24 protein-coding genes are annotated in these 22,458 nt (G+C 60.4%); 12 read left to right on the top strand and 12 right to left on the bottom strand.

From position 1 onward, the window contains the following. Positions 1-81: 81 nt before the first annotated feature. Positions 82-477: a peptide-methionine (R)-S-oxide reductase MsrB gene (gene msrB, locus CKW11_RS09585; protein WP_095137396.1), complete on the bottom strand. Its 396-nt coding sequence runs from the start codon at positions 475-477 to the stop codon at positions 82-84. A gap of 223 nt (positions 478-700) precedes the next feature. On the opposite strand from msrB, the gene CKW11_RS09580 reads away from it, so the two are divergent. Both CKW11_RS09580 and htpX read left to right on the top strand, forming a co-directional pair. Next, positions 701-1,912 carry a pyridoxal phosphate-dependent aminotransferase gene (locus CKW11_RS09580; RefSeq protein ID WP_003226761.1) on the top strand — a complete coding sequence of 404 codons (1,212 nt, stop codon included), beginning with the start codon at positions 701-703 and terminating at the stop codon, positions 1,910-1,912. Positions 1,913-2,216: 304 nt separating this feature from the next. Next, positions 2,217-3,104, top strand: a complete 888-nt coding sequence (htpX, locus tag CKW11_RS09575; protein WP_007964827.1) for a protease HtpX — start codon at positions 2,217-2,219, stop codon at positions 3,102-3,104. Between the two features lie 200 nt (positions 3,105-3,304). Here the strand turns inward: htpX and CKW11_RS09570 are convergent, their stop codons facing one another. Continuing rightward, positions 3,305-3,952: a thiopurine S-methyltransferase gene (locus CKW11_RS09570; RefSeq protein WP_095137310.1), complete on the bottom strand. Its 648-nt coding sequence runs from the start codon at positions 3,950-3,952 to the stop codon at positions 3,305-3,307. Positions 3,953-4,056: 104 nt separating this feature from the next. On the opposite strand from CKW11_RS09570, the gene CKW11_RS09565 reads away from it, so the two are divergent. Then, positions 4,057-4,824 carry a class III extradiol ring-cleavage dioxygenase gene (locus CKW11_RS09565; protein WP_095137309.1) on the top strand — a complete coding sequence of 256 codons (768 nt, stop codon included), beginning with the start codon at positions 4,057-4,059 and terminating at the stop codon, positions 4,822-4,824. Positions 4,825-4,929: 105 nt separating this feature from the next. Here the strand turns inward: CKW11_RS09565 and CKW11_RS09560 are convergent, their stop codons facing one another. After that, positions 4,930-6,603: a DEAD/DEAH box helicase gene (locus tag CKW11_RS09560; protein ID WP_095137308.1), complete on the bottom strand. Its 1,674-nt coding sequence runs from the start codon at positions 6,601-6,603 to the stop codon at positions 4,930-4,932. A 423-nt stretch (positions 6,604-7,026) separates the two neighbouring features. Between CKW11_RS09560 and CKW11_RS09555 the strand changes: the two genes are divergently transcribed. Then, entirely contained in the window at positions 7,027-7,818 is a 792-nt protein-coding gene (locus tag CKW11_RS09555; protein WP_095137307.1) for a crotonase/enoyl-CoA hydratase family protein, read from the top strand. Between the two features lie 109 nt (positions 7,819-7,927). On the opposite strand, the gene CKW11_RS09550 is transcribed toward CKW11_RS09555, so the two are convergent. Beyond that, positions 7,928-8,683 (bottom strand): spermidine synthase, encoded by a 756-nt coding sequence (locus CKW11_RS09550; protein WP_095137306.1) that lies wholly within the window; start codon positions 8,681-8,683, stop codon positions 7,928-7,930. A 153-nt stretch (positions 8,684-8,836) separates the two neighbouring features. Here CKW11_RS09550 and CKW11_RS09545 point away from each other — a divergent pair, with 153 nt between their 5' ends. Next, complete coding sequence (locus CKW11_RS09545; RefSeq protein ID WP_007964815.1) at positions 8,837-10,183, top strand: class II 3-deoxy-7-phosphoheptulonate synthase; 1,347 nt, start codon at positions 8,837-8,839, stop codon at positions 10,181-10,183. A gap of 98 nt (positions 10,184-10,281) precedes the next feature. On the opposite strand, the gene CKW11_RS09540 is transcribed toward CKW11_RS09545, so the two are convergent. Further along, positions 10,282-11,508, bottom strand: coding sequence for a winged helix-turn-helix domain-containing protein (locus CKW11_RS09540; RefSeq protein ID WP_095137305.1), 1,227 nt, complete (start codon positions 11,506-11,508; stop codon positions 10,282-10,284). Between the two features lie 64 nt (positions 11,509-11,572). Next, on the bottom strand, positions 11,573-11,794 hold the full coding sequence (locus CKW11_RS09535; protein WP_095137304.1) for a DUF1127 domain-containing protein: 222 nt from the start codon (positions 11,792-11,794) through the stop codon (positions 11,573-11,575). A 96-nt stretch (positions 11,795-11,890) separates the two neighbouring features. On the opposite strand from CKW11_RS09535, the gene CKW11_RS09530 reads away from it, so the two are divergent. Further along, positions 11,891-12,745 carry a LysR substrate-binding domain-containing protein gene (locus tag CKW11_RS09530; RefSeq protein WP_025113145.1) on the top strand — a complete coding sequence of 285 codons (855 nt, stop codon included), beginning with the start codon at positions 11,891-11,893 and terminating at the stop codon, positions 12,743-12,745. On the opposite strand, the gene CKW11_RS09525 is transcribed toward CKW11_RS09530, so the two are convergent. After that, positions 12,735-13,484 (bottom strand): sulfite exporter TauE/SafE family protein, encoded by a 750-nt coding sequence (locus CKW11_RS09525; RefSeq protein WP_177439994.1) that lies wholly within the window; start codon positions 13,482-13,484, stop codon positions 12,735-12,737. The two genes, CKW11_RS09530 and CKW11_RS09525, sit on opposite strands and share 11 nt — an antisense overlap. Positions 13,485-13,594: 110 nt before the next feature. On the opposite strand from CKW11_RS09525, the gene CKW11_RS09520 reads away from it, so the two are divergent. From CKW11_RS09520 to CKW11_RS09505, 4 genes are all read left to right on the top strand, one after another. Beyond that, the gene (locus tag CKW11_RS09520; RefSeq protein WP_095137302.1) at positions 13,595-14,551 is read left to right on the top strand and encodes a LysR family transcriptional regulator; all 957 of its coding nucleotides are present in this window, start codon (positions 13,595-13,597) and stop codon (positions 14,549-14,551) included. Positions 14,552-14,624: 73 nt separating this feature from the next. Then, positions 14,625-15,080 carry a MarR family winged helix-turn-helix transcriptional regulator gene (locus CKW11_RS09515; RefSeq protein ID WP_095137301.1) on the top strand — a complete coding sequence of 152 codons (456 nt, stop codon included), beginning with the start codon at positions 14,625-14,627 and terminating at the stop codon, positions 15,078-15,080. A gap of 320 nt (positions 15,081-15,400) precedes the next feature. Then, entirely contained in the window at positions 15,401-15,820 is a 420-nt protein-coding gene (locus tag CKW11_RS09510) for an organic hydroperoxide resistance protein (RefSeq protein WP_027613448.1), read from the top strand. Positions 15,821-15,854: 34 nt separating this feature from the next. Then, positions 15,855-16,865, top strand: coding sequence for an alpha/beta hydrolase (locus tag CKW11_RS09505; protein ID WP_095137300.1), 1,011 nt, complete (start codon positions 15,855-15,857; stop codon positions 16,863-16,865). Positions 16,866-17,049: 184 nt separating this feature from the next. On the opposite strand, the gene CKW11_RS09500 is transcribed toward CKW11_RS09505, so the two are convergent. Together CKW11_RS09500 and earP are read right to left on the bottom strand one after the other, a co-directional pair. Next, positions 17,050-17,619 carry an elongation factor P gene (locus tag CKW11_RS09500; RefSeq protein ID WP_047599842.1) on the bottom strand — a complete coding sequence of 190 codons (570 nt, stop codon included), beginning with the start codon at positions 17,617-17,619 and terminating at the stop codon, positions 17,050-17,052. A 48-nt stretch (positions 17,620-17,667) separates the two neighbouring features. Next, positions 17,668-18,810 (bottom strand): elongation factor P maturation arginine rhamnosyltransferase EarP, encoded by a 1,143-nt coding sequence (gene earP / locus CKW11_RS09495; protein ID WP_095137299.1) that lies wholly within the window; start codon positions 18,808-18,810, stop codon positions 17,668-17,670. A gap of 125 nt (positions 18,811-18,935) precedes the next feature. Here earP and CKW11_RS09490 point away from each other — a divergent pair, with 125 nt between their 5' ends. Together CKW11_RS09490 and CKW11_RS09485 are read left to right on the top strand one after the other, a co-directional pair. After that, positions 18,936-19,346, top strand: coding sequence for a hypothetical protein (locus CKW11_RS09490; RefSeq protein WP_095137298.1), 411 nt, complete (start codon positions 18,936-18,938; stop codon positions 19,344-19,346). Between the two features lie 2 nt (positions 19,347-19,348). Further along, a complete protein-coding gene (locus CKW11_RS09485; protein WP_003226791.1) occupies positions 19,349-19,831 on the top strand; it encodes a GreA/GreB family elongation factor in 483 nt (160 codons plus the stop codon). Between the two features lie 9 nt (positions 19,832-19,840). Here CKW11_RS09485 and cysB read toward each other — a convergent pair whose 3' ends face one another. The 3 genes from cysB to CKW11_RS09470 all read right to left on the bottom strand — a co-directional run bounded on the left by cysB (position 19,841) and on the right by CKW11_RS09470 (position 22,436). Then, the gene (gene cysB / locus CKW11_RS09480) at positions 19,841-20,815 is read right to left on the bottom strand and encodes an HTH-type transcriptional regulator CysB (protein ID WP_007908591.1); all 975 of its coding nucleotides are present in this window, start codon (positions 20,813-20,815) and stop codon (positions 19,841-19,843) included. Between the two features lie 113 nt (positions 20,816-20,928). Beyond that, the gene (locus CKW11_RS09475) at positions 20,929-21,432 is read right to left on the bottom strand and encodes a universal stress protein (protein WP_027613453.1); all 504 of its coding nucleotides are present in this window, start codon (positions 21,430-21,432) and stop codon (positions 20,929-20,931) included. Between the two features lie 98 nt (positions 21,433-21,530). Continuing rightward, on the bottom strand, positions 21,531-22,436 hold the full coding sequence (locus CKW11_RS09470) for a 5'-nucleotidase (RefSeq protein WP_027613454.1): 906 nt from the start codon (positions 22,434-22,436) through the stop codon (positions 21,531-21,533). Positions 22,437-22,458 lie beyond the last annotated feature (22 nt).

Here is a 22,458-nt window from a genome sequence, read left to right as displayed (position 1 = left end):
AGGAGCTGCCGAAGGCTGTGATCTGTTGATCTTCAAAAATCAAAAGATCGCAGCCTTCGGCAGCTCCTACAGAGGCTCGCATCACTCGCGCGGCACCAGGTCCAGGCACACCGAGTTGATGCAATAACGCAGGCCGGTCGGTGCCGGGCCATCGGGGAACACGTGGCCCAGATGCGCATCACAGCGGGCGCATTTGACCTCGGTGCGGATCATGCCGTGGCTGGTATCGCGGATCTCGGTCATGGCGCTTTCGCCGATCGGCGCATAGAAGCTTGGCCAGCCGCAGCCGGAATCGAATTTGGTCTTGGAGTCGAACAGCGGCTCATTGCAGCAGACGCAGTGATAGACACCGTCGGTTTTGGTGTCGTTGTATTTGCCGGAAAACGGCCGTTCGGTCGCACTGAGACGGCACACGTTGTACTGCTCGGGGTCGAGCATCGCCCGCCATTCTTCCAGGGTTTTTTCCAACTTTTCCATCATCACACCTCAGCGGCTGAAAAAGCCCGATCTGTACCTTTTCCACGGATCGGGTGGCACGTATGATTGCGCCTCGTCACACGCCAGTCTGGCAGCCAGACCGGGCGCATTCAAACGGATTCTCGGCGCCACGGCGCAAGACTCCGCCTGTGCGAAGACGCAGGAATCCCAGTACGGTTGGCCATCCGCCGTCTGGATCGTTCATTTTCGGGATCACATCGCCATGCAGTTCAGCAAATCGAACAAGCTCGCCAACGTCTGCTACGACATTCGCGGCCCGGTGCTCAAGCACGCCAAACGTCTGGAGGAGGAAGGCCAGCGCATCCTCAAGCTGAACATCGGCAACCCGGCGCCATTTGGTTTCGAAGCGCCGGACGAAATTCTTCAGGATGTGATCCGCAACCTGCCGACCGCCCAAGGCTACAGCGACTCCAAAGGCCTGTTCAGTGCCCGTAAGGCGGTGATGCAGTACTACCAGCAGAAGAATGTCGAAGGTGTCGGCATCGAAGACATCTACCTGGGCAACGGCGTGTCCGAGCTGATCGTGATGTCGTTGCAGGCGCTGCTTAACAACGGTGACGAAGTGCTGGTGCCGGCCCCAGACTACCCGCTGTGGACCGCCGCCGTGAGCCTGGCCGGCGGTAACGCCGTGCATTATCTGTGCGACGAGGGCGCCGACTGGTTCCCTGATCTGGCCGACATCAAGGCCAAGATCACCCCGAACACCAAGGCCATGGTGATCATCAATCCGAACAACCCGACTGGCGCGGTGTATTCGAAAGAAGTGTTGCTGGGCATGCTGGAAATCGCCCGCGCGCACAATCTGGTGGTGTTCTCCGACGAGATCTACGACAAGATCCTCTACGACGACGCCGTACACATCTGCACCGCTTCGCTGGCCCCGGACCTGCTGTGCCTGACCTTCAACGGTCTGTCGAAGTCCTACCGCGTGGCAGGTTTCCGCTCCGGCTGGATCGCCATCTCCGGGCCGAAACACAATGCCCAGAGCTACATCGAAGGCATCGACATGCTGGCCAACATGCGCCTGTGTGCCAACGTGCCGAGTCAGCATGCGATCCAGACCGCCCTCGGCGGCTATCAGAGCATCAATGACCTGGTGCTGCCGCAAGGTCGCCTGCTGGAGCAGCGCAACCGTACCTGGGAATTACTCAACGACATTCCGGGCGTCAGTTGCGTCAAGCCGATGGGCGCGCTGTATGCGTTCCCGCGGATCGACCCGAAAGTCTGCCCGATCCACAACGACGAGAAATTCGTTCTCGACCTGCTGCTCTCCGAGAAGCTGCTGGTGGTGCAAGGTACGGCCTTCAACTGGCCGTGGCCGGATCACTTCCGCGTGGTGACCCTGCCCCGCGTCGACGATCTCGAGATGGCCATCGGACGCATCGGCAACTTCCTCAAGTCCTACCGCCAGTAACCGGTCGACGGTGCGCAACGGCCCGAACGTTGCGCACTGTCTGATTCAGCAACACTTCTGCTCTCCCCGCCTCGCTGCGCCTTCTACACTTGCGATTCATATGGCCCACCCGCCTCTGGCGCAGTGGCGGCGGGTAGCGGCTGGCTGTAATCCCTTTCGGTTCAGGCCGTGGGCAATGACCTGCAGACTCGGGAATTCGCTGTAGGACACAGTTTGAAATAGTCACTCGGTTGAATCACCCGGTGCCGCACCTTATATACCCCGCAGTACGCTACATCTTTAGCTTGAGGAGATTTCTACAACCATGATGCGCATCCTGCTGTTTTTGGCCACTAACCTGGCGGTCGTGCTGATAGCCAGCATCACCCTGAGCCTGTTCGGCTTCAACGGGTTCATGGCGGCCAACGGGGTTGATCTCAACCTCAGTCAGCTGCTGGTTTTCTGTGCGGTCTTTGGTTTCGCCGGTTCGCTGTTCTCGCTGTTCATCTCCAAGTGGATGGCGAAGATGAGCACCAGCACCCAGATCATCAGCCAGCCACGTACCCGGCATGAGCAATGGCTGCTGCAAACCGTCGAGCAACTGTCCCGCGAAGCCGGGATCAAGATGCCCGAAGTCGGTATTTTCCCGGCCTACGAAGCAAACGCCTTCGCCACCGGCTGGAACAAGAACGACGCGCTGGTCGCGGTCAGTCAGGGCCTGCTCGAACGCTTTTCGCCAGATGAAGTGAAAGCCGTTCTGGCCCACGAAATCGGTCACGTGGCCAACGGTGACATGGTCACCCTGGCGCTGATCCAGGGCGTGGTGAACACCTTCGTGATGTTCTTCGCGCGGATCATCGGCAACTTCGTCGACAAGGTGATCTTCAAGAACGAAGAAGGCCAGGGCATCGCCTACTACGTGGCAACGATCTTCGCCGAACTGGTACTGGGCATCCTCGCCAGCGCCATCGTCATGTGGTTCTCGCGCAAACGCGAATTCCGTGCCGACGAAGCCGGCGCACGTCTGGCAGGTACCAACGCGATGATCGGCGCCCTGCAACGCCTGCGCGCGGAACAGGGCCTGCCGGTGCACATGCCGGACACCCTGAACGCCTTCGGCATCAACGGTGGCATCAAGCAGGGCTTTGCCCGCATGTTCATGAGCCACCCGCCGCTGGAAGAGCGTATCGACGCGCTGCGTCGTCGCGGTTGATCGGTTTGGCGCAGTAACGAAAAGGCCCGCAGCGATGCGGGCCTTTTTTTGTGTGCGGGATTATGGGTCGGCTGTTCTGGCCTCTTCGGGAGCAAGCCCCCTCCCACAGTGTTTTCTGGTGTATTCGAGATTGCTATAACACCGACGCTCCCTGTGGGAGCGGGCTTGCTCGCGAAGAGGCCGTTAATGCCGATACAAAACTATCGGCCAGAAACCCGATACACCCGCTCCTCCAACCGCGTTACCCCCGCCTGCAGGAACCTGACACTCTCCGCCAGCACATCCTGCTCCTCAAGCACCTGCACCTGCCAGACTTCGCCCAGCAAGCGCTGCACCTCATCATCGCTCACCGCAAACGGTGGCCCGGACATCTGCGCCTGATCGTAATCCAGGGTAATCAACAACCCTTGCACACTGTGCGGCAGGATCTGCTGCAAATGCGCCGCATAGCGCTCACGCATCTGAGCCGGCAAGGCAATCAGCGCTGCCCGGTCGTACAACGCCGCGCAATCCGCTACATCGTCGGCTGTCAGCGCAAAGAAATCACCGCACCACAACTCGATGGAATCGGCGCGATAGACCTTGAACGGCCCCTTGGCGCTGACGTGCGGCGTTACCTGATGCTCACTGAAAAAGTCCTCGATGGCCTTTTCCGACAGTTCGATCCCGAGCACCTGATGACCGCGCCCGGCCAGCCACGCCAAATCCAGACTTTTCCCACACAACGGCACGAGCACTCGCGCCGTTGCCGGTACCGCCCAGTGACGCTGCAGATACGGGTTCACCTCAGCTAGGTGAAAGCCGATCTGATTGGATTCCCACTTCTTGTGCCAAAACTCAGGCTGCATGCATCCCCCCAATAAATTCGATCAAAAGGCGTTAAAACTTATATTAGATTTAGATCAATGATCTGACTGAAGATGAGGCCATCTTACCGCTCAGGAACCTTTCCATGTTTCCCAGCCTGTTTATCTCCCACGGCTCACCGATGCTGGCCCTGGAGCCCGGTGCCAGTGGCCCGGCGCTGGCGCGTCTGGCGGCCGAACTGCCGCGGCCGAAAGCCATCGTGATCGTCTCTGCCCACTGGGAAAGCCAGGAGCTGCTGGTCAGCAGCAATCCTCGTCCGGAAACCTGGCACGATTTCGGCGGCTTCCCGCGTGCCCTTTTCGAAGTGCAGTACCCGGCACCGGGCGATCCGCAACTGGCAGCCGAGGTGGCTGAATTGCTTGACGCCGCGCATCTGCCGGCACGTCTTGATTCGCAGCGTCCGTTCGATCACGGCGTGTGGGTGCCGCTGTCGCTGATGTATCCACAGGCGGATATTGCGGTGGTGCAGGTGTCACTGCCAAGTCGCGATGGCCCGGTGCTGCAAACTCGTGTCGGGCAGGCGCTGGCGAGTCTGCGCGAGCAGGGTATTTTGCTGATCGGCTCCGGCAGCATCACCCACAACCTGCGCGAACTGGACTGGCGTGCCGGCCCGGAAAGCGTCGAGCCGTGGGCACAGGACTTCCGCGACTGGATGATCGACAAGCTGGCGGCCGACGATGAGGCGGCACTGCATGATTATCGTCAGCAGGCGCCCAATGCGGTGCGCAGCCATCCGAGTGATGAGCATTTGTTGCCGTTGTATTTTGCGCGGGGTGCGGGAGGTGAGTTTCGCGTAGCGCATAAAGGCTTCACGATGGGTGCACTGGGTATGGATATCTATCGTTTCGGGTGACGTCTTCGCGAGCAAGCTCGCTCCCACAAAGGCAAAAAGCAGGCAAAAAAAATCCCCGAACCAGTCGGGGATTTTTCATGTTCGATCAATCAGCCCAAGGGCGGATCAATCTTCGCGATAGCGACGCAGTTTCAGCTGCTTGCCAGCGACGCGAGTGTCCTTCAGCTTGGTCAGGAGTTTGTCCAGACCATCTTCCGGCAGCTCGACGAGGCTGAAGCTGTCACGCACCTGGATGCGACCGATCGCTTCGCGGGCCAGACCACCTTCGTTGAGGATGGCGCCCAGCAGGTTCTTGGCGGCGATACCGTCACGCGCACCCAGCGCGGTACGGCAACGGGCACGACCTTCGCCCAGAGGCATTGGCGCGCGACGCTCGCGGTCACCACGCTCAGGACGATCACCGGAACGCTCAGGACGGTCGCCACGCGGTGCGTTGTTCGGCACCAGCGGGCGTTCCTTCTCGATCGCAGCCAGGTTCAGCGCTTGACCGTTGGTCGCCTTGCGCAGCAGAGCTGCAGCCAGAGCACGCGGCGTGCAACCGATGTCGGCAGTCAGACGATCCAGCAGATCGCCGTGAGTCGACTCGGCATCAGCAACCAGCGGCGACAGGCTGTTGGTCAGTTTCTTGATGCGTGCATCGAGAACAGCCTGAGCGTCCGGCAGACGCACTTCGGCAACCTTCTGACCGGTGACACGCTCGATCACTTGCAGCATGCGGCGCTCACGTGGAGTCACCAGCAGCAGCGCACGACCTTCGCGACCGGCACGGCCAGTACGGCCGATACGGTGCACGTAGGATTCCGGGTCGTACGGCATGTCCACGTTGAATACGTGGGTGATGCGCGGAACGTCCAGACCACGGGCAGCCACGTCGGTTGCGACAACGATGTCCAGGCGGCCATCTTTCAGCGAGTCGATGACGCGCTCACGCTGGTTCTGGGCGATGTCACCGTTCAGCGCAGCGGCCTTGTAGCCTTTGGCGTCGAGGGCACTGGCCAGATCCAGGGTCGCTTGTTTGGTGCGCACGAACATGATCAGCGCGTCGAAGTCTTCCACTTCCAGCAAGCTGAGGACGGCGGAGGTCTTCTGGTCAGCGTGAACCAACAGGTGAGCCTGTTCGATCGCGGTAACGGTCTGGGTCTTGGTCTGGATCTTCACGTGTTGCGGATCGCGCAGATGGCGTTCGGCAATGGCGCGGATCGACTGCGGCAGGGTCGCCGAGAACAGAACGGTCTGACGGGTCGCTGGCAGAGCCTTGAAGATGACTTCCAGGTCATCCATGAAGCCCAGCTTCAACATTTCGTCAGCTTCGTCGAGAACCAGATGGTTCACGGTCGACAGCACTTTCTCGTCGCGACGCAGGTGGTCACACAGACGGCCCGGGGTAGCGACAACAATCTGTGCGCCATTACGGATAGCCTTGAGTTGCGGGCCCATCGGTGCGCCGCCGTAAACGGCAACAACGGTGACGCCTGGCATTTGCTTGGCGTAGGTTTCAAAAGCGGTTGCTACTTGCAGCGCCAACTCTCGGGTTGGCGCCAGGATCAGGGCTTGCGGTTCGCGCTTGGCAGGATCGATGCGGTGCAGAATAGGCAGTGCGAACGCGGCGGTTTTACCGGTACCGGTTTGCGCCTGGCCAATCATATCCTGGCCGGCCATGATGATCGGGATCGATTGCTGCTGAATCGCCGAAGGCTCTTCGTAGCCGGTCGCTGCGACGGCTGCAAGAATATTCGGGTTAAGATTAAAAGCGGCGAATCCGCCGGTTTCCTGGGTCATGGGTCTGCCTCTAAGTGCATCCGCAAAGACCCATGCTCCAAAGCTGCGCATGCCGTGTTGAGACTCAAGAGTCGCCCTGGCAGCTTTGTCGGCGGGGATTTGCGAAAACGAATGAATGAAAAAAAGAATCGTCCAGGAAGAGCCCGCAATGCGGACGTGCAGCCGAAGCTGACTTCGGGAAATTGCGCTACCTAAACGCGGCCCGGTTAAAGGCCGGCGCGCACTATACCGGATTTTGCCCAAAAAGGGAGCTTTTTTTATCGCCTGAATCCGTGTGTCAGCGCTGTTCAACGGGGTTTTGCGGATAATCGTGTGAAGGTCTATTTTTCAAAGGCCCGGCCTTGCGGGCGATGACGCTTAAACGATTCACCGATGTGCGGCATACCGTCGCTGCACCTGCCCTTCCCGCCCGAGGATCCCTCCATGAATCAGCCCTGCCCCGGCCGCGTCAGCCGTGAACGTCGTGGCCATGTCCACCTGATCGGCCTTGACCGGGCCGCCAAACGCAACGCCTTCGACCTCGATCTGCTCAACGATTTGAGCCTGGCCTACGGCGAGTTCGAGACCGACAGCGAGGCGCGGGTGGCGGTGGTGTTCGGGCATGGCGAGCACTTTACCGCCGGTCTGGATCTGCTCAACGCCAGCGCCGCCCTCGCCGAAGGCTGGCAGGTTCCGACCGGCGGTTGCGACCCATGGGGTGTTTTTGTCGGGCCGCGAGTGAGCAAACCGGTGATTGTTGCCGCGCAGGGCTACTGCCTGACCATCGGTATCGAGTTGATGCTGGCCGCAGACATCAACCTGTGCGCGAGCAATACCCGCTTCGCGCAAATGGAAGTGCAGCGGGGCATCTTTCCGTTTGGTGGCGCGACATTGCGCTTTCACCAGGTGGCCGGTTGGGGCAACGCGATGCGCTGGTTGCTGACCGGCGATGAGTTTGATGCCCACGATGCGTTGCGTCTGGGTTTGGTCCAGGAAGTGATGGCCAGTGAGGACCTGCTGCCGCGGGCTATTGAGTTGGCCGAACGGATCGCCCGGCAGGCACCGTTGGGGGTGCAGGCGACACTGATGTCGGCGCGCCAGGCGCGCTATGAAGGTGAGACGGCGGCGGCTCAGGGGTTGCCGGCGCTGGTGAAAAAGTTACTGGGGAGTGAGGATGCCAAGGAGGGGGTGCGGTCGCTGGTGGAGCGGCGCCCTGGAGTCTTCAAAGGGATCTGAGAAAACGGGTGTTCTTCAGGCCCTATTCGCGAGCAAGCTCGCTCCCACATTTGGAATGCATTTCAAGTGTGGGAGCTGGCTTGCTCGCGAAGGGGCCATCACCGACCACTCAAGTCGCCGGGCGAATCGCCTTGATCAACGACTGCAGCGAATAACCCAGCCGTGGAGCCAGCACTTCGGCGCGGGCGGTCAGCGCCTGCATGTCCAGCTCCTGATCGAGATCCGCCGGCACAATCAGAATCACATTGCCCTCCTTCACCGGCAGCTCCCAGTAATGCCGGTGATAGAGCCCGCGCAACAACGCCGCGCCCAACGGTTTGCCGTCATCGGTGGCCCACTGGTTGATCACCAGCCAGCCGCCCGGGTTCAGACGCTTCTGACAGTCGCCGAGAAAACTCCAGGCCAGGTGCCCGACACCCGGGCCGACATCGGTGTACAGGTCGACAAAGATCAGATCCGCAGGCTCGGCCGTTGGTAGCAGTTCCAGCGCATCGCCGACCCGAATGTAAAGGCGCGGGTCGTCATCCAGGCCGAGATACTCAATCGCCAGGCGCGGCACGTCCGGGCGCAGCTCGATGGCTTCGACGTCTTCCAGCGGCAGGAACTTGAGGCAGGCCTGGGTCAGTGTGCCGGCACCGAGGCCGAGAAACAGCGCACTTTCCGGGTGTTCGTGGCACAACGCGCCAATCAGCATCGCCCGGGTGTAGTCGTATTCCAGCCAGCTCGGATCGGCGGTGAACACACAGCTCTGCTCGATGGCATCGCCGAATTCCAGAAAGCGGTAATCGGCCACTTCCAGCACGCGAATCACGCCGAACTCATCCTGTACCTCGGCGAGCAACAGCTCGACGCGCTCCTCAGTCATTTCGTCTCCTGATGGTCACCGGGCGCGGTGACGCGATGGCACCGCTCCGGCGCCGTGGCAAAGCGGCGATTGTCGGTGATGGGGCGGGAGCAGGTCACGCACTAATTGCTGCTACCATGGGCTTCCCGTGCGTAGAACCAATTAGAGACCGTGATGAGCCAACCGTGGAGCCCTGACAGCTGGCGCGCCCTGCCGATCCAGCAACAACCCCAATACCCTGACGCGGCGCATCTGCGCCAGGTCGAGCAGACCCTGGCCAGCTATCCGCCGCTGGTGTTTGCCGGCGAAGCGCGCGAGCTGCGCCGGCAGTTTGCCGAAGTGACTCAGGGCCGGGCGTTCCTGCTGCAGGGCGGCGATTGCGCGGAAAGCTTCGCCGAATTCTCCGCCGCAAAGATTCGCGACACTTTTAAAGTGCTGCTGCAAATGGCGATCGTCATGACTTTCGCCGCCGGTTGCCCGGTGGTCAAGGTCGGGCGCATGGCCGGCCAGTTCGCCAAACCGCGCTCGGCCAACGATGAAACCATCGACGGCGTGACCCTGCCGGCCTACCGGGGCGACATCGTCAACGGCATCGGTTTCGACGAAAAGAGCCGCGTGCCGGATCCGGAGCGCCTGCTGCAGTCCTATCACCAGTCCACCGCCACCCTGAACCTGTTGCGCGCCTTCGCCCAGGGCGGTTTTGCCGACTTGCATCAGGTGCACAAATGGAACCTGGACTTCATCGCCAACTCGGCACTGGCCGAAAAATACAGCCACCTCGCCGACCGCATCGATGAAACCCTGGCGTTCATGCGCGCCTGTGGCATGGACAGTTCGCCGCAACTGCGCGAAACCAGTTTCTTCACCGCCCACGAAGCGCTGCTGCTGAACTACGAAGAAGCCTTCGTGCGCCGCGACAGCCTGACCAACGATTACTACGATTGCTCGGCGCACATGCTGTGGATCGGCGACCGCACCCGTCAGCTCGACGGCGCTCACGTCGAATTCCTGCGTGGGGTGAACAACCCGATCGGGGTGAAAGTCGGCCCGAGCATGAACCCGGACGACCTGATCCGCCTGATCGACGTGCTCAACCCGGACAACGATCCGGGCCGCCTGAACCTGATTGCGCGGATGGGCGCGAACAAGGTCGGCGATCACCTGCCGGCGCTGATCCGCGCGGTCCAGCGTGAAGGCAAGCAGGTGCTGTGGAGCTCCGACCCGATGCATGGCAACACCATAAAAGCCAGCAGCGGCTACAAGACTCGCGACTTCGCGCAGATCCTTGGAGAAGTGAAGCAGTTTTTCCAGGTGCACGAAGCCGAAGGCACTTATGCCGGCGGGATTCACATCGAGATGACCGGGCAGAACGTCACCGAGTGCATCGGTGGCGCGCGGCCGATCACTGAAGATGGGCTGTCGGATCGTTATCACACCCACTGTGACCCGCGGATGAATGCCGATCAGTCGCTGGAACTGGCGTTCCTCATAGCCGAAACGCTGAAACAAGTTCGCCGCTAGACCGCATCGCTGCTTTCGCGAGCAAGCTCGCTCCCACACTGGATTTGTGAACGACACAAAACCCATGTGGGAGCGGGCTTGCTCGCGAAGAGGCCCGCTCAGTCACTACAGATTTCAGCCAATGCCACCCGCAACCGCCCCGCACTCTCACGCTGACAATTCAGTTGCACCCGCCCAAGCCCCAGCCAATCCGCCATCTGCCGCAAATTCAACGCCAGCGCCAGCATCCCCTCGTCATCCAGCCCCGGCTCTTCCTCGTGCACTGCATGCACCGCCAACCGCCCCGACGCTCGCTCGGCGCGCAGATCGACCCGCGCGGCAATCCGCTCGTTGTGCAGAAACGGCAACACGTAATAGCCGTAGACCCGCTTGTCCTGCGGCGTATAGATCTCCAGTCGATAGCGAAAATCGAACAAGCGCTCGGTGCGACTGCGCTCCCAGATCAGCGAATCGAACGGTGACAACAGCGCACTGGCGATGACTTTACGTGGGACTTTCGGCTGCGGCAGGCAGTAGGCGATCTGTCGCCAGCCAGCGACTTCGCAGGTCTGCAATTGCCCGTCCTCGACCAGCTCCGCCAGACGCGGTCGCGCATCGGCCGGGCTCAAGCGGAAATAATCGCGCAGATCCTTTTCCGTGCCGATGCCGAGCGCCTGAGCCGCGTGCAGCAGCAAACCGCGTTGCGCTTCGGCCTCATCCGGCAGCGGCTGCTGCAGAATCGACGTCGGGATCACCCGCTCCGGCAAATCATACAAACGCTCAAAACCGCGGCGTCCGGCGACGGTCACTTCACCGGCGGCGAACAACCACTCCAGCGCATGCTTTTCCGCGCTCCAATCCCACCATTGCCCGGCCTTGTCCACGCGGGTCGACAGGCTGCCAGCACCCAATGCGCCCCGCTCCTCAACCGCGCTTAAAACCCGGCGTACAACGTCCTGCTGCTCAAGACCAAACTTCGCCAGTTGCTGATAAATGTCTCTGCCATTTCTGGCGCGCTGCATCCGCCAGCCCATCAGCGGATACATCGCCAGCGGCAGCAACGACGCTTCATGGCCCCAGTATTCGAACAGCGTGCGCCGACGCCCCGAACTCCAGGCAGCCTGGTCGAGCAGATCAGAAGAATAGGAACCCAGACGGGAAAACAGCGGCAGGTAGTGCGAGCGCACCACGGCATTGACAGAATCGATCTGCAACAGGCCCAGCCGTTCGATCAGACGGTTGAGCTGCGGCGCACGGACGGTTGGCGGCTGGCGCCCGTTGAACCCTTGGGCAGCCAGCGCCAGTCGTCGCGCCTGTTTGAGGGAAAAGGCCAGAGTCGCGGGCATGAGCATCTCCTTGTCTGCTCGCAACCTACCTCACCTGAAAGTGGTTTGTGTAGTAAGGCCCTGATCATTTATGCATCGGATCGTCCCAGAACGGCCGGATGGCCTCGTGTTCGACATCGGCACGGCTGACCCCGATGTCCTTCAACGCTTCGTCGCTCAGACTGGCGAGCATCTCGCGTTCACGGTGCAGTTCATACCAGCGGCTAAACTTGTGCAGCAGATCGGAAACGATATGGCCGTGGCCGGAAAATCTTGTGTCGTCTACATACTCTCTTTGACCTTTCATCGTGTTGCCCTCCTTGTGGATGGCTCAAGTCTCGCGCTGGCGCTAAGATCAATCCAACGAATGTTTCTGATGGCATTCATCACGGAGATTCATCAATTGTCGGCCTACCCCAGTATCGATACCGATGTCCTGCGCACCTTCGTCGCGATTGCCGATCAGGGCGGGTTCACTCGCGCCGGCGAGATGGTCAATCGCACGCAATCGGCCGTAAGCATGCAGATGAAGCGGCTGGAAGAAGATGTGCTGCAACGCCAACTGTTCGAACGTGACGGCCGCCAGGTACGCCTGACCGCCGAGGGCCAAGTGCTGCTGGGTTATGCGCGGCGCATCCTGAAATTGCACAGCGAAGTGTTCAACACCCTGCGCGAGCCGCACATGGTCGGCACCGTGCGCATCGGTACGCCGGACGATTACGTGATGCGGTTTCTGCCGGGGATCCTGTCGCGGTTCGCTCAGTTCTACCCGCTGATCCAGATCGAAGTGCATTGCGAGTCCAGCAAACAGTTGTTGCAGCGCACCGATCTGGACTTGTCGATCGTCACCCGCGAGCCGGGCAACGAGATCGGCCAGTTGCTGCGCAAGGAACGTTTCGTCTGGGCCGAAGCGCAGAACTTCAGCGCCCACGAGCAGACGCCGTTGCCGCTGGCGATGTTCAACAGTGATTGCTTCTGCCGTTTGTGGGCGTGCAATGCGCTGGACGCGATGGGCCGCGACTACCGCATCGCCTACAACAGCACCAGTCTGTCGGCGCTGATGGCGGTGGTGAGCGCGGGTCTGGCGATCACCGCGCAACTGGAGAGCCTGATCACCCCGGACATGCGCATTCTCGGCGCTGCCGAGGATCTGCCGCTGTTGCCCGAGGCCAGCATCATGCTGATCCGCAACCTGAACAATCCGTCGCCGATCACCGAATGCCTGGCCGAGCACATCGTCGAAGGCTTCAAACTTTAAAGGCGAGCATCACCGCGCACAGCACCAGAAAGCCGCAAAACAGCCCGCGCAAGAGCTTTTCCGGCATGGCGTGGGCGACTTTCACACCCCAACTGATGCTGGCCAGACCGCCAATGGCCAACGGCAGGCCGATCATCCAGTCCACTTCGTGATGTACGGCGTAGGTCACCAGGGTCACGCCAGTGCTGGGCAACGCCAGCGCCAGCGACAGGCCCTGGGCAACCACTTGGCTGGTGCCGAACAGGCTGGTCAGCACCGGCGTTGCCACCACGGCCCCGCCGACACCGAACAGACCACCCATGGTTCCGGACGCTGCGCCCAGCACACCGAGCCATGGCCATGAGTAACGCATCTCGGAGGTCACGGCGGTTTTCTTGCCGAACATCTTCAGCAGGTTGTACGCCGAGAGCACCACGAGGAAGGCGACAAAGCCGATACGCATGGTTTGCGCATCGATGCCCACCGCCCAGATCGAACCGATCCACGCAAAGCAAAAACCCATCACAGCCAACGGCAGCGCATGACGCAGCTCGATGCGATTACGCTGATGATAGCGCCACAGCGCCAGCATCACGTTGGGCACCACCATCACCAGCGCCGTGCCTTGGGCGATCTGCTGATCGAGGCCGAACCACACGCCCAGCAGCGGAATGGCGATCAAACCACCGCCAATGCCGAAGATCCCGCCCAGGGTTCCAAGGGCGGCGCCAAACAGCAGGTACAACAAAAACTCGATCACAGCGATGTCCTCATCCGTCAGGCAACTCATCCTACGCAGTCGAGGCTGGCGGGGAAACGCACAGCAACGCACAATGGCTATGCCAATTTCGCACAAACACCGAAGCACTTATGAATCCAAATCAATTGACCGATCAGCTCGGGCTGTTTCTCGATGTGCTGGAAAGCGGCAGTTTTTCTGCGGCGTCCCGTCGTCATCCGCTGACGCCCTCTGCCGTGGCGCGGCGCATTGACAGCCTGGAAAGTGCGGTCGGCAGCCAGTTGTTTATTCGCAGCACCCACGCGGTGCGGGCCACCCCGGCGGGTCTGGCGTTTGCCGAGCGGGCACGGCGCATCGTCAACGAGTTGCAATTGGCCCGTGCCGAAGCGGTGTCGTTGAGCAGTGCGCCGGAAGGCTTGATCCGCATCGATGCCCCGGCCGCTTTTGGTCGCCGCCATCTCGCGCCGGTCATCGCTGACTTTCTGGTGCTGTACCCGGGCCTCGACGTGCAGTTGCACCTGATCGACAGCTTCATCGATATGCACGGCTCGAATCTGGGCAAAGTCGATCTGGTGCTGCGCGCCGGGCAAATGGCCGATACGCGGCTGGTCGCCACGCCGCTGGCGAGCATGGTGCGCATTGCCTGTGCCAGCCCCGACTATCTCAAGCGCCGTGGCGCACCGAGCCATCCTGCGCAGTTGAGTGAACATGACGGGCTGGATTGGGAAGGTCTTGCCCCGCCCTTCGCCTGGCGTTTCGAACAGGACGGGCAGATGCAACTGCATCGCCCCGCGCGCATCCGCATGAGCGCCAACAATGCCGAAGCGCTGGTGTGCGGTGCACTCGCCGGGCTGGGCATCGCGCATTTGCCGACCTGGCTGGCCAGTGAGTACCTGCTGCGCGGCGAGCTGTTGCCGCTGTTCTGCGAGAGCGGTCTGCCACAACCGGAGAGCACCGGCATTTATGCATTGCGCATGGAACAGCAAACCAATTCGCGCAGCCGCTTGCTCCTGGAATACCTCAAAACCCGCTTCAGCCCGGTTCCGCCGTGGGATCTGGCGCTACAGCGCGAGCTGGGCCGGCACTAGATTCTGGATAATTATCTGGCGCATTAAACATTCGGGCGCTAGATTCAAGCCCATCACCGAACAAGGCTTTGCCATGACTACCGAACGCGATACCTGCGACGACCTGCTGCTCGACAATCAGGCGTGCTTCGCCCTGCATTCCACTTCGCTGATGATGACCAAGGTCTACAAGCCACTGTTACAAGCGCTGGGCCTGACCTATCCACAGTATCTGGCGATGATGGTGCTGTGGGAAAAGGATGGTTTGACCGTCGGCGAAATCAGCACGCGGTTGTTGACCGATCCTGGCTCGCTGACCCCGCTGCTCAAAAGGCTGGAAGGTGAAGGCTTGCTCAGCCGCACGCGCAGTTGTGAAGATGAGCGTGTGGTGATTGTCGAGTTGACCGAGCAAGGTCGAGCACTGCGCGACAAGGCGCAAACCATTCCACAATGCATCCTCGGCGCCAGTGGTTTCACCCTCGAACGCCTGCAGAATCTTCAATCTGAGTTGCAAGCCCTGCGCAACCATCTGCAAAACAGTTTGGCCTGAGCCCGCCACTGTAGGAGTGAGCCCGCTCGCGATAGCGGTGAACGCGCCGCCATCGTGTTGACTGCTGCACCGCTATCGCGAGCAGGCTCACTCCTACAGGTAATCTCGTTGTCTGAAAAATATTTTTCCACGCCTGACCTTCCCGCCATCCTCTCTAAACCGCGCCTTCCAGGCTAACCAAACGAACCAGTCCTTCGTCGAAGCGCATATTTTTCAGAAAATTATCTTGCGCACTAAACATTAGCGAGCTACATTCACCTCGCACTTACTTAGCGCGCAAACAATTAGCGCAAAAACAGACACTCAACGAGGCTCACACCATGCAAACTCTCTACACCGCAATCGCAACCTCCACTGGCGGCCGTGACGGTCGTGCGATCTCCAGCGACAACATCCTCGACGTCAAACTCGCCACCCCGAAAGAACTCGGCGGTGCCGGCGGCGCAGCGACCAACCCTGAGCAACTGTTCGCTGCCGGTTACTCGGCCTGCTTCATCGGCGCACTGAAATTCGTCGCCAGCCAGACCAAACGCAAAATCCCCGACGACGCCTCGATCACCGCTCATGTCGGTATCGGCCAGATCCCTGGCGGCTTCGGTCTGGACATTGACCTGCACATCAGTCTCCCGGGTCTGGAACAAGCCGACGCGCAGACACTGGTCGACGCGGCGCACCAGGTCTGCCCGTACTCCAACGCCACCCGTGGCAACGTTGACGTACGTCTGCACGTCACCGTTTAAGCACTGACGCCCCAGGCCCGAACAGGAAATGAACATGAACACTTTCAGCAAAGTCTTGACCGGTACCCTTCTCGCCCTGTCCATCCACAGTGCGTTCGCCGGTGATGTCGAACACAACACTCAGGCCTTTCTCGATGTGTTGAATGCCGGCACCGGCAAGCCGATAGAACAGCTGACACCCAAAGACGCCCGCGCCGTGCTGGTCGGCGCGCAGTCGGGGGTCAAGCTGACGCTGCCCAAAGCAGACGTCAGCGAGAAGACCATTCAGGTCAATGGCCAACCGTTGCAGCTGACCATCGTCCGGCCGGCCGGGGTCAAGGGCGAACTGCCGGTGTTCATGTTCTTCCATGGTGGCGGCTGGGTGTTGGGCGATTTCCCGACCCACGAACGGCTGGTGCGCGATCTGGTGGTCGGTTCGGGCGCGGCGGCAGTCTTCGTCAATTACACGCCGTCTCCGGAAGCGCATTACCCGGTGGCGATCAACCAGGCCTACGCCGCGACAAAGTGGGTCGCCGAGCACGGTAAAGAGATCAATGTCGACGGCCAGCGTCTGGCCGTGGCGGGCAACAGTGTCGGCGGTAACATGGCGGCCGTGGTGGCGCTGATGGCCAAAGACCAAGGCACCCCGGCGATCAGATTCCAGGTACTGCTGTGGCCTGTGACGGACGCCAGTTTCGACACGGGCTCGTATAACCAGTACGCCGAAGGGCACTTCCTCACACGCAACATGATGAAGTGGTTCTGGGACAACTACACCACCGATGCCAAACAGCGTAACGAGATCTATGCCTCGCCGTTGCGAGCAACCACCGCGCAATTGAAGGGCCTGCCGCCAGCACTGGTGCAGACCGCCAGCGCCGATGTATTGCGTGATGAAGGTGAAGCGTACGCACGCAAACTCGACGAGGCGGGTGTAGCGGTAACGTCGGTACGGTACAACGGCATGATTCACGATTACGGCTTGCTCAACGTAGTCAGCCAGGTGCCGGCGGTGCGTTCGGCGATGTTGCAGGCGTCTGAGGAACTCAAGCAACACTTGAAGTAACCACCATCCCATTGTGGGAGCGAGCCTGCTCGCGAAAGCGGTGTGTCATCCGGTTATGTGCTGACTGACAGAACGCATTCGCGAGCAGGCTCGCTCCCACAGGGGACAGGCGTGAAGCGCAAAACGCAGGCACAAAAAAGCCCGACTCGATGGTCGGGCTTTTTCTTTCCGTAAAAAGCAGTGCTTATTTGGCACGGCCTTTGTAGGAACCGCCTTCGCGGGTGTCGATTTCGATCTTGTCACCGATTTCGATGAAGTCAGCAACTTGCAGCTCGGTACCGTTAGCCAGCTTGGCTGGCTTCATTACTTTGCCGGAAGTGTCGCCGCGAGCCGAACCTTCGGTGTAGTCAACTACGCGCACGATAGTGGTCGGCAGCTCTACGGAAACCAGACGCTCTTCGAAGAACACGGCTTCGCAAACGTCGGTCATGCCTTCTTCAACGAAAGGCAGAACGCTTTCGATGTCTTCGGCGTTCAGCTCGTACATGGTGTAGTCAGTAGTGTCCATGAACGTGTAGGTGTCGCCGCTGATGAAGGACAGGGTCGCTTCTTTGCGGTCGAGGATTACGTCGTCCAGTTTGTCGTCCGCACCGTAAACGGTTTCGGTCTTGTAACCGGTCAGCAGGTTCTTCAGCTTGGTCTTCATGATCGCGCTGTTACGGCCCGACTTGGTGAATTCAGCTTTCTGAACCAGCCAAGGATCGTTGTCGATACGGATCACGGTACCGGGTTTGAGTTCTTTACCAGTTTTCATTGCGAATATCCGAATTTGGATGGGATTTACAAAAATCTAGGCCGCGTATCATATCCAATTTAGGTAAAACTGTACCAGCGCCGTGGCAAGATCCGCCTGCAAGCCTTGTTCCAGACACCATTGCTCGGCGTTGTCCTGCAGTTCTGGCCAGTGTTTACGAGCCTCCAGCCAGTGCTCGCCGATCGGTTGCCCGGCACTCCAGGCCCGCCACAGACCGTTCATCGCCTCGGCAGCGGCCGATGAAAGCCCTTTCGTATACAACGCAAGAAAGGCATCGAGCTTGTCGAGGTGGATGTCTTCGTCCTGTTGATAGATGTGCCAGAGCATCGGTCGCCCGGCCCACTGCGCCCGGACGAACGAGTCTTCACCGCGCACCGCGTTGAAATCGCAGCACCACAGCAACTGATCGTATTGATCCTGACGGACGAACGGCAGCACCTGCACCGTCAGCGCCTGACGCACGTCCAGATCGCCGACAGCCAATGCATCGACCCCGAGCCAGCGCGCAACATCACCGAGAATCCGTCCCTCCGGCACCAGCAGATGAGTCGGCGTGCTATCGGCCGCCAACACATCCAGCCAACTGGCCAGCCCGGCATTTTCGTAGGCAAACAACGAGATCAGCTGTGCGTCCGCTGCGCGATCGACGCCCAGGCCTTGCAGGAATTGTCGCTGCGCAACTGCATCCTGCTGAAATTGCCGACGCCGCTCAAGCAGACCGCTTTCACGCAGCAAGCCGCCCGTCCCCGGCTGAAATCCAGGAAAGAAAAAGAATTTCTGTACCGACTTGTACTTCACCGACGGCAAACCGTGACAGCCGGTGACCCAGTCTTCGGCGCTGAGGTAATCGAGGTTCATCCACAGCGGCGGCTGTTGCCGCTCGGTCATGGCATCCATGTACGCCGTTGGCAGTTGGCAGGCAAATGCGGCGATCACCACGTCCGCCGCCTCCGTCTGCGGCCAGTCGCTCGGCCAGTGCCGCACCTCGACACCCTGCTGCGATTGTTGCGCAAGGTTGATGTCGATCTCGGGGCAGATACGTTCGAAGGCGCGCAGGTCATCGACCCACAGGCGCACCGCCAGCCCGTGTTCGGCCACCAGTTGCCGGGCCAGACGCCAGGTCACGCCGATGTCGCCATAATTGTCGACCACGGTGCAAAAAATATCCCAGCGGGTTTTCGATACCGGCATGCAAAGACTCCCGTTGGCAAAAGCGCTGATTGTCCGCATAAATGACCTCGCGCAGAAGAGCCGACGGCGATTAATCTTCGTGCGACAATCGCCACTTGCCCGCAATCATCCGCCAGGAGGCAGCCATGCCCTATCGTCCCAATCCGCGTCGCCCGTTGCCCGTTCAGCTTAGCGCGCTGCAACTGACCGGCAGCATTGCCCTGGGCATGTGGCTGGGCTTTCTGGCCATCGCCCTGACCTGCTGGCTGCTCTCGCGCCTGGTGTTCACCGAACAACTGGCGCCTGTCGCTCAGGCGGTGCAGCAACTGGCCAAGCCGCCAGCGGCCGTCCAGGTACAACCGGACACTCCGCCACAGAGCCCGCTGTTCGAGCAGTACGAAGAAAACCTGCGCAAGAACGAGCAGCAGGCACGTCTGGATCAGGCTCGCGGCAGCAGTCGCAACCAGTCGAATCCCAAGTGCCAGTTCTGGCTGCAACAGGACCAGACCGCGCCGAGCGAAAAGAGCCGCGCCAACGTTTTGCAATTCTGCGATTGATCATGAACAAGCACACCGTCCACCAACTGATCCTCGACAAACTGCGCGTCGACCTCGACATCGCCGAGCGCGCCGCGCAGACCGCTTATGAAACCGCGACCCACGAAGAGAACATCGCCGAGAACAAGTACGACACGCTCGGGCTTGAGGCGTCTTATCTGGCAGCGGGTCAGGCGAAACGGGTCGAGGAAATCCGTCAGTCACTGGCGCTGTGCCAGAACCTGACGCTGCGCGCCTACGACGAAAATCGCGGCATCGAGATCGGCGCCCTGCTCGGTCTGGAAGACGAAAAGGGTCGCGAGCAATGGCTGTTTCTGGCGCCGGATGCGGCGGGCCTGAAAGTCGATGTGGTGGGTCAGCCGATTACCGTCATCACCCCGCGCTCGCCGCTGGGCAAAAGCCTGCTGGGCAAGTTCGAAGGCGATGAGGTAGAGATTCTGGTGGCGGGCACCCGGCAACAGTTTGCTGTCACCGAGGTGCTTTGAGGCAGGGTTTTAGTGGACCGGCAGTTCGACGCCGTCGAACAGCTCTTCCAGTTCCTGCTTGTTGTGGCACTGGATGGCTTTGGCCATCACTTCGCGGGTCAGGTGCGGGGCGAACTTTTCGATGAAGTCGCACATGAAACCACGCAGGAAAGTGCCGCGACGGAAACCGATCTTGGTGATGCTCGACTCGAACAGCTCGCTGGCATCCAGCACCACCAGGTCGTTATCGAGTTTGGTGTCGACCGCCATCTTGGCGACGATGCCCACACCCAGGCCCAGACGCACATAGGTTTTGATCACGTCGGCGTCGGCCGCGGTGAACACCACTTTCGGCGTCAGACCACGATGGCTGAAGGCTTCGTCGAGTTTCGAGCGGCCGGTGAAACCGAACACGTAAGTCACGATCGGGTATTCGGCCAGCGCTTCGAGGGTCAGCTTCGGCAGCTTGGTCAGCGGGTGGCCCTGGGGCACGACCACGCAGCGGTTCCAGCGATAGCACGGCATCATCACCAGATCGCCGAACAGCTCCAGCGCTTCGGTGGCGATGGCGAAATCGACGGTGCCGTCAGCGGCCATTTCGGCGATCTGCATCGGCGAACCCTGGTGCATGTGCAGCGCCACGTCCGGGTATTGTTTGATGAAATTGCTGATCACCGGCGGCAATGCATAACGCGCCTGGGTGTGGGTGGTGGCGATCGACAGGGTGCCTTTTTTCTCGTTGGAGAATTCCTGGGCAATCTGCTTGATGCTTTCGACCTTGCGCAGGATTTCGCCTGCGGTGGTGATGATGCGCTCGCCGGCCGGGGTGACGCGGGTCAGGTGCTTGCCGCTGCGGGCAAACACTTCAACGCCAAGTTCGTCTTCCAGCAGGCGGATCTGTTTACTGATACCCGGTTGCGAGGTGTAAAGGCTTTGGGCGGTAGCGGAAACGTTGAGGTCGTGGTGCGCCACTTCCCAGATGTAGCGCAGTTGTTGAAGCTTCATATGTATCCCTCAAAGCAGGTAGACGCCACGGGCATCAGCGACGGTATATAACTATATTAATGGTTTGATGAATAAATCTAGAACTTTTTTATCAAAAGGCCATTATTCCCGCTTCAGCGATCCCCCCGGCGCCGACGCTCCACCAATGGCACCAGATAAACCGGCACCTTGGCCAATTGCAGGACCCGGGTCGCCGTGCGCCCCAACGGTGTTTCCGCCCCTACGCCGTGGCTGTGAGTGCCTACGATCAGCAAATCCACAGAGAGTTTCTGCACCTGGTCGAGAATCACCTGCGCCGGATCGCCCTGCACTACCCGAACCGCGCAAATCCGCTGCAGATCCTGCTCGCCTTCGTCGCCCAGCTCTTCGCGAAAACTGTCCAGCACCCGTTGCTCGATATTGGCGATGACTGTTTTCAGACCCTGACTGTGAAATTCGTTCAATGCCTGCTCGTCGAGATAACTCTGCAACACCGATTCGGCAAACAGCCCCATGGGTTCCACTGCATGCACCACATACAAGTCGGCATTGAATGTCCGCGCCAGCGCCAGGGCATGCTGCATCACTAAAGGTGCGTACAGACCGAGGTCAGTGGCATACAGCATCGAACGAATCATATGACCTCCTCGCGTGCCAACATGGCGGAGATTTGATTCAGCTTAGCAGTGCCTTGGCGAGTACGACGTGCGACGCAACGTCTTGAAGCACTGGGGCTTTAGATCGACGGTTCGTTACTGATGCCATGCGGTACGTGACCGGTGGCAACCACTTCGCGGGCGGCCTCGCAGTGGCCGGTCTGATCGTCGAAGAACACATCGGCAGCGAAGGCTTCGAGAAACGCCGATTTGGTCAGCCCGCCGAGAAACAGCGACTCGTCGAGACGGATATCCCACTCACGCAAGGTACGGATCACCCGCTCATGGGCCGGCGCCGAACGCGCGGTGACCAGCGCCGTGCGGATCGGGCAGTCGTCTTCGGGAAACTCGCGTTGCAGCGCATTGAGTGCCGCCAGAAAACCCTTGAACGGCCCACCGCGCAATGGCTCGCGCGCCGACTCACGTTCCTTGGCCTGAAACGCCAGCAGCCCGCCGGCCTGATAAACGCGCTCGGATTCATCGGAAAACAGCACCGCGTCGCCGTCGAAGGCGATGCGCAACTCATCACTGGCGGCACGACTGGCGCCGCCAGAGAGAATCGTCGCCGCGGCAAACCCGGCGTCCAGCGCGGCGCGCACATCCTCGGCATGAGTGGACAGAAACAAGTCACAGCCAAACGCTTTGAGATAGGGATACGGACTGCGCCCGCCGACGAAGGCCGCCCGCGAGATGTCCAGCCCATAATGATCGATCGAGTTGAACGCGCGCAGACCGGTGTCGGCGCTGTTGCGCGAGACCAGAATCACCTCGACCCGGGCGCGGTCGAGGCGACTGTTGAGGCTCAGGAGTTTTTCCACCAGCGGGAACGCATCGCCGGGCGCGAGAATCTCGTCTTCGTGTTCGATCTGGTATTGCCGGTAGGCTTCGACGCCGCTCGCCAGATAGACCTTGTGGCTTTCGCTCAGGTCGAACAAGGCGCGAGACGAAATCGCCAGTACCAGTTTGTCATCGATGTTCTTGGCCATGCCTACCCCCACTCCCCCCAGA

It is taken from the genome of Pseudomonas sp. Irchel s3a10 (assembly GCF_900187525.1).
GTDB lineage: Bacteria > Pseudomonadota > Gammaproteobacteria > Pseudomonadales > Pseudomonadaceae > Aquipseudomonas > Aquipseudomonas koreensis_G.
Note: the sequence above shows the minus strand (reverse complement) of the source record. Positions and strands in the feature narration are given on the sequence as shown.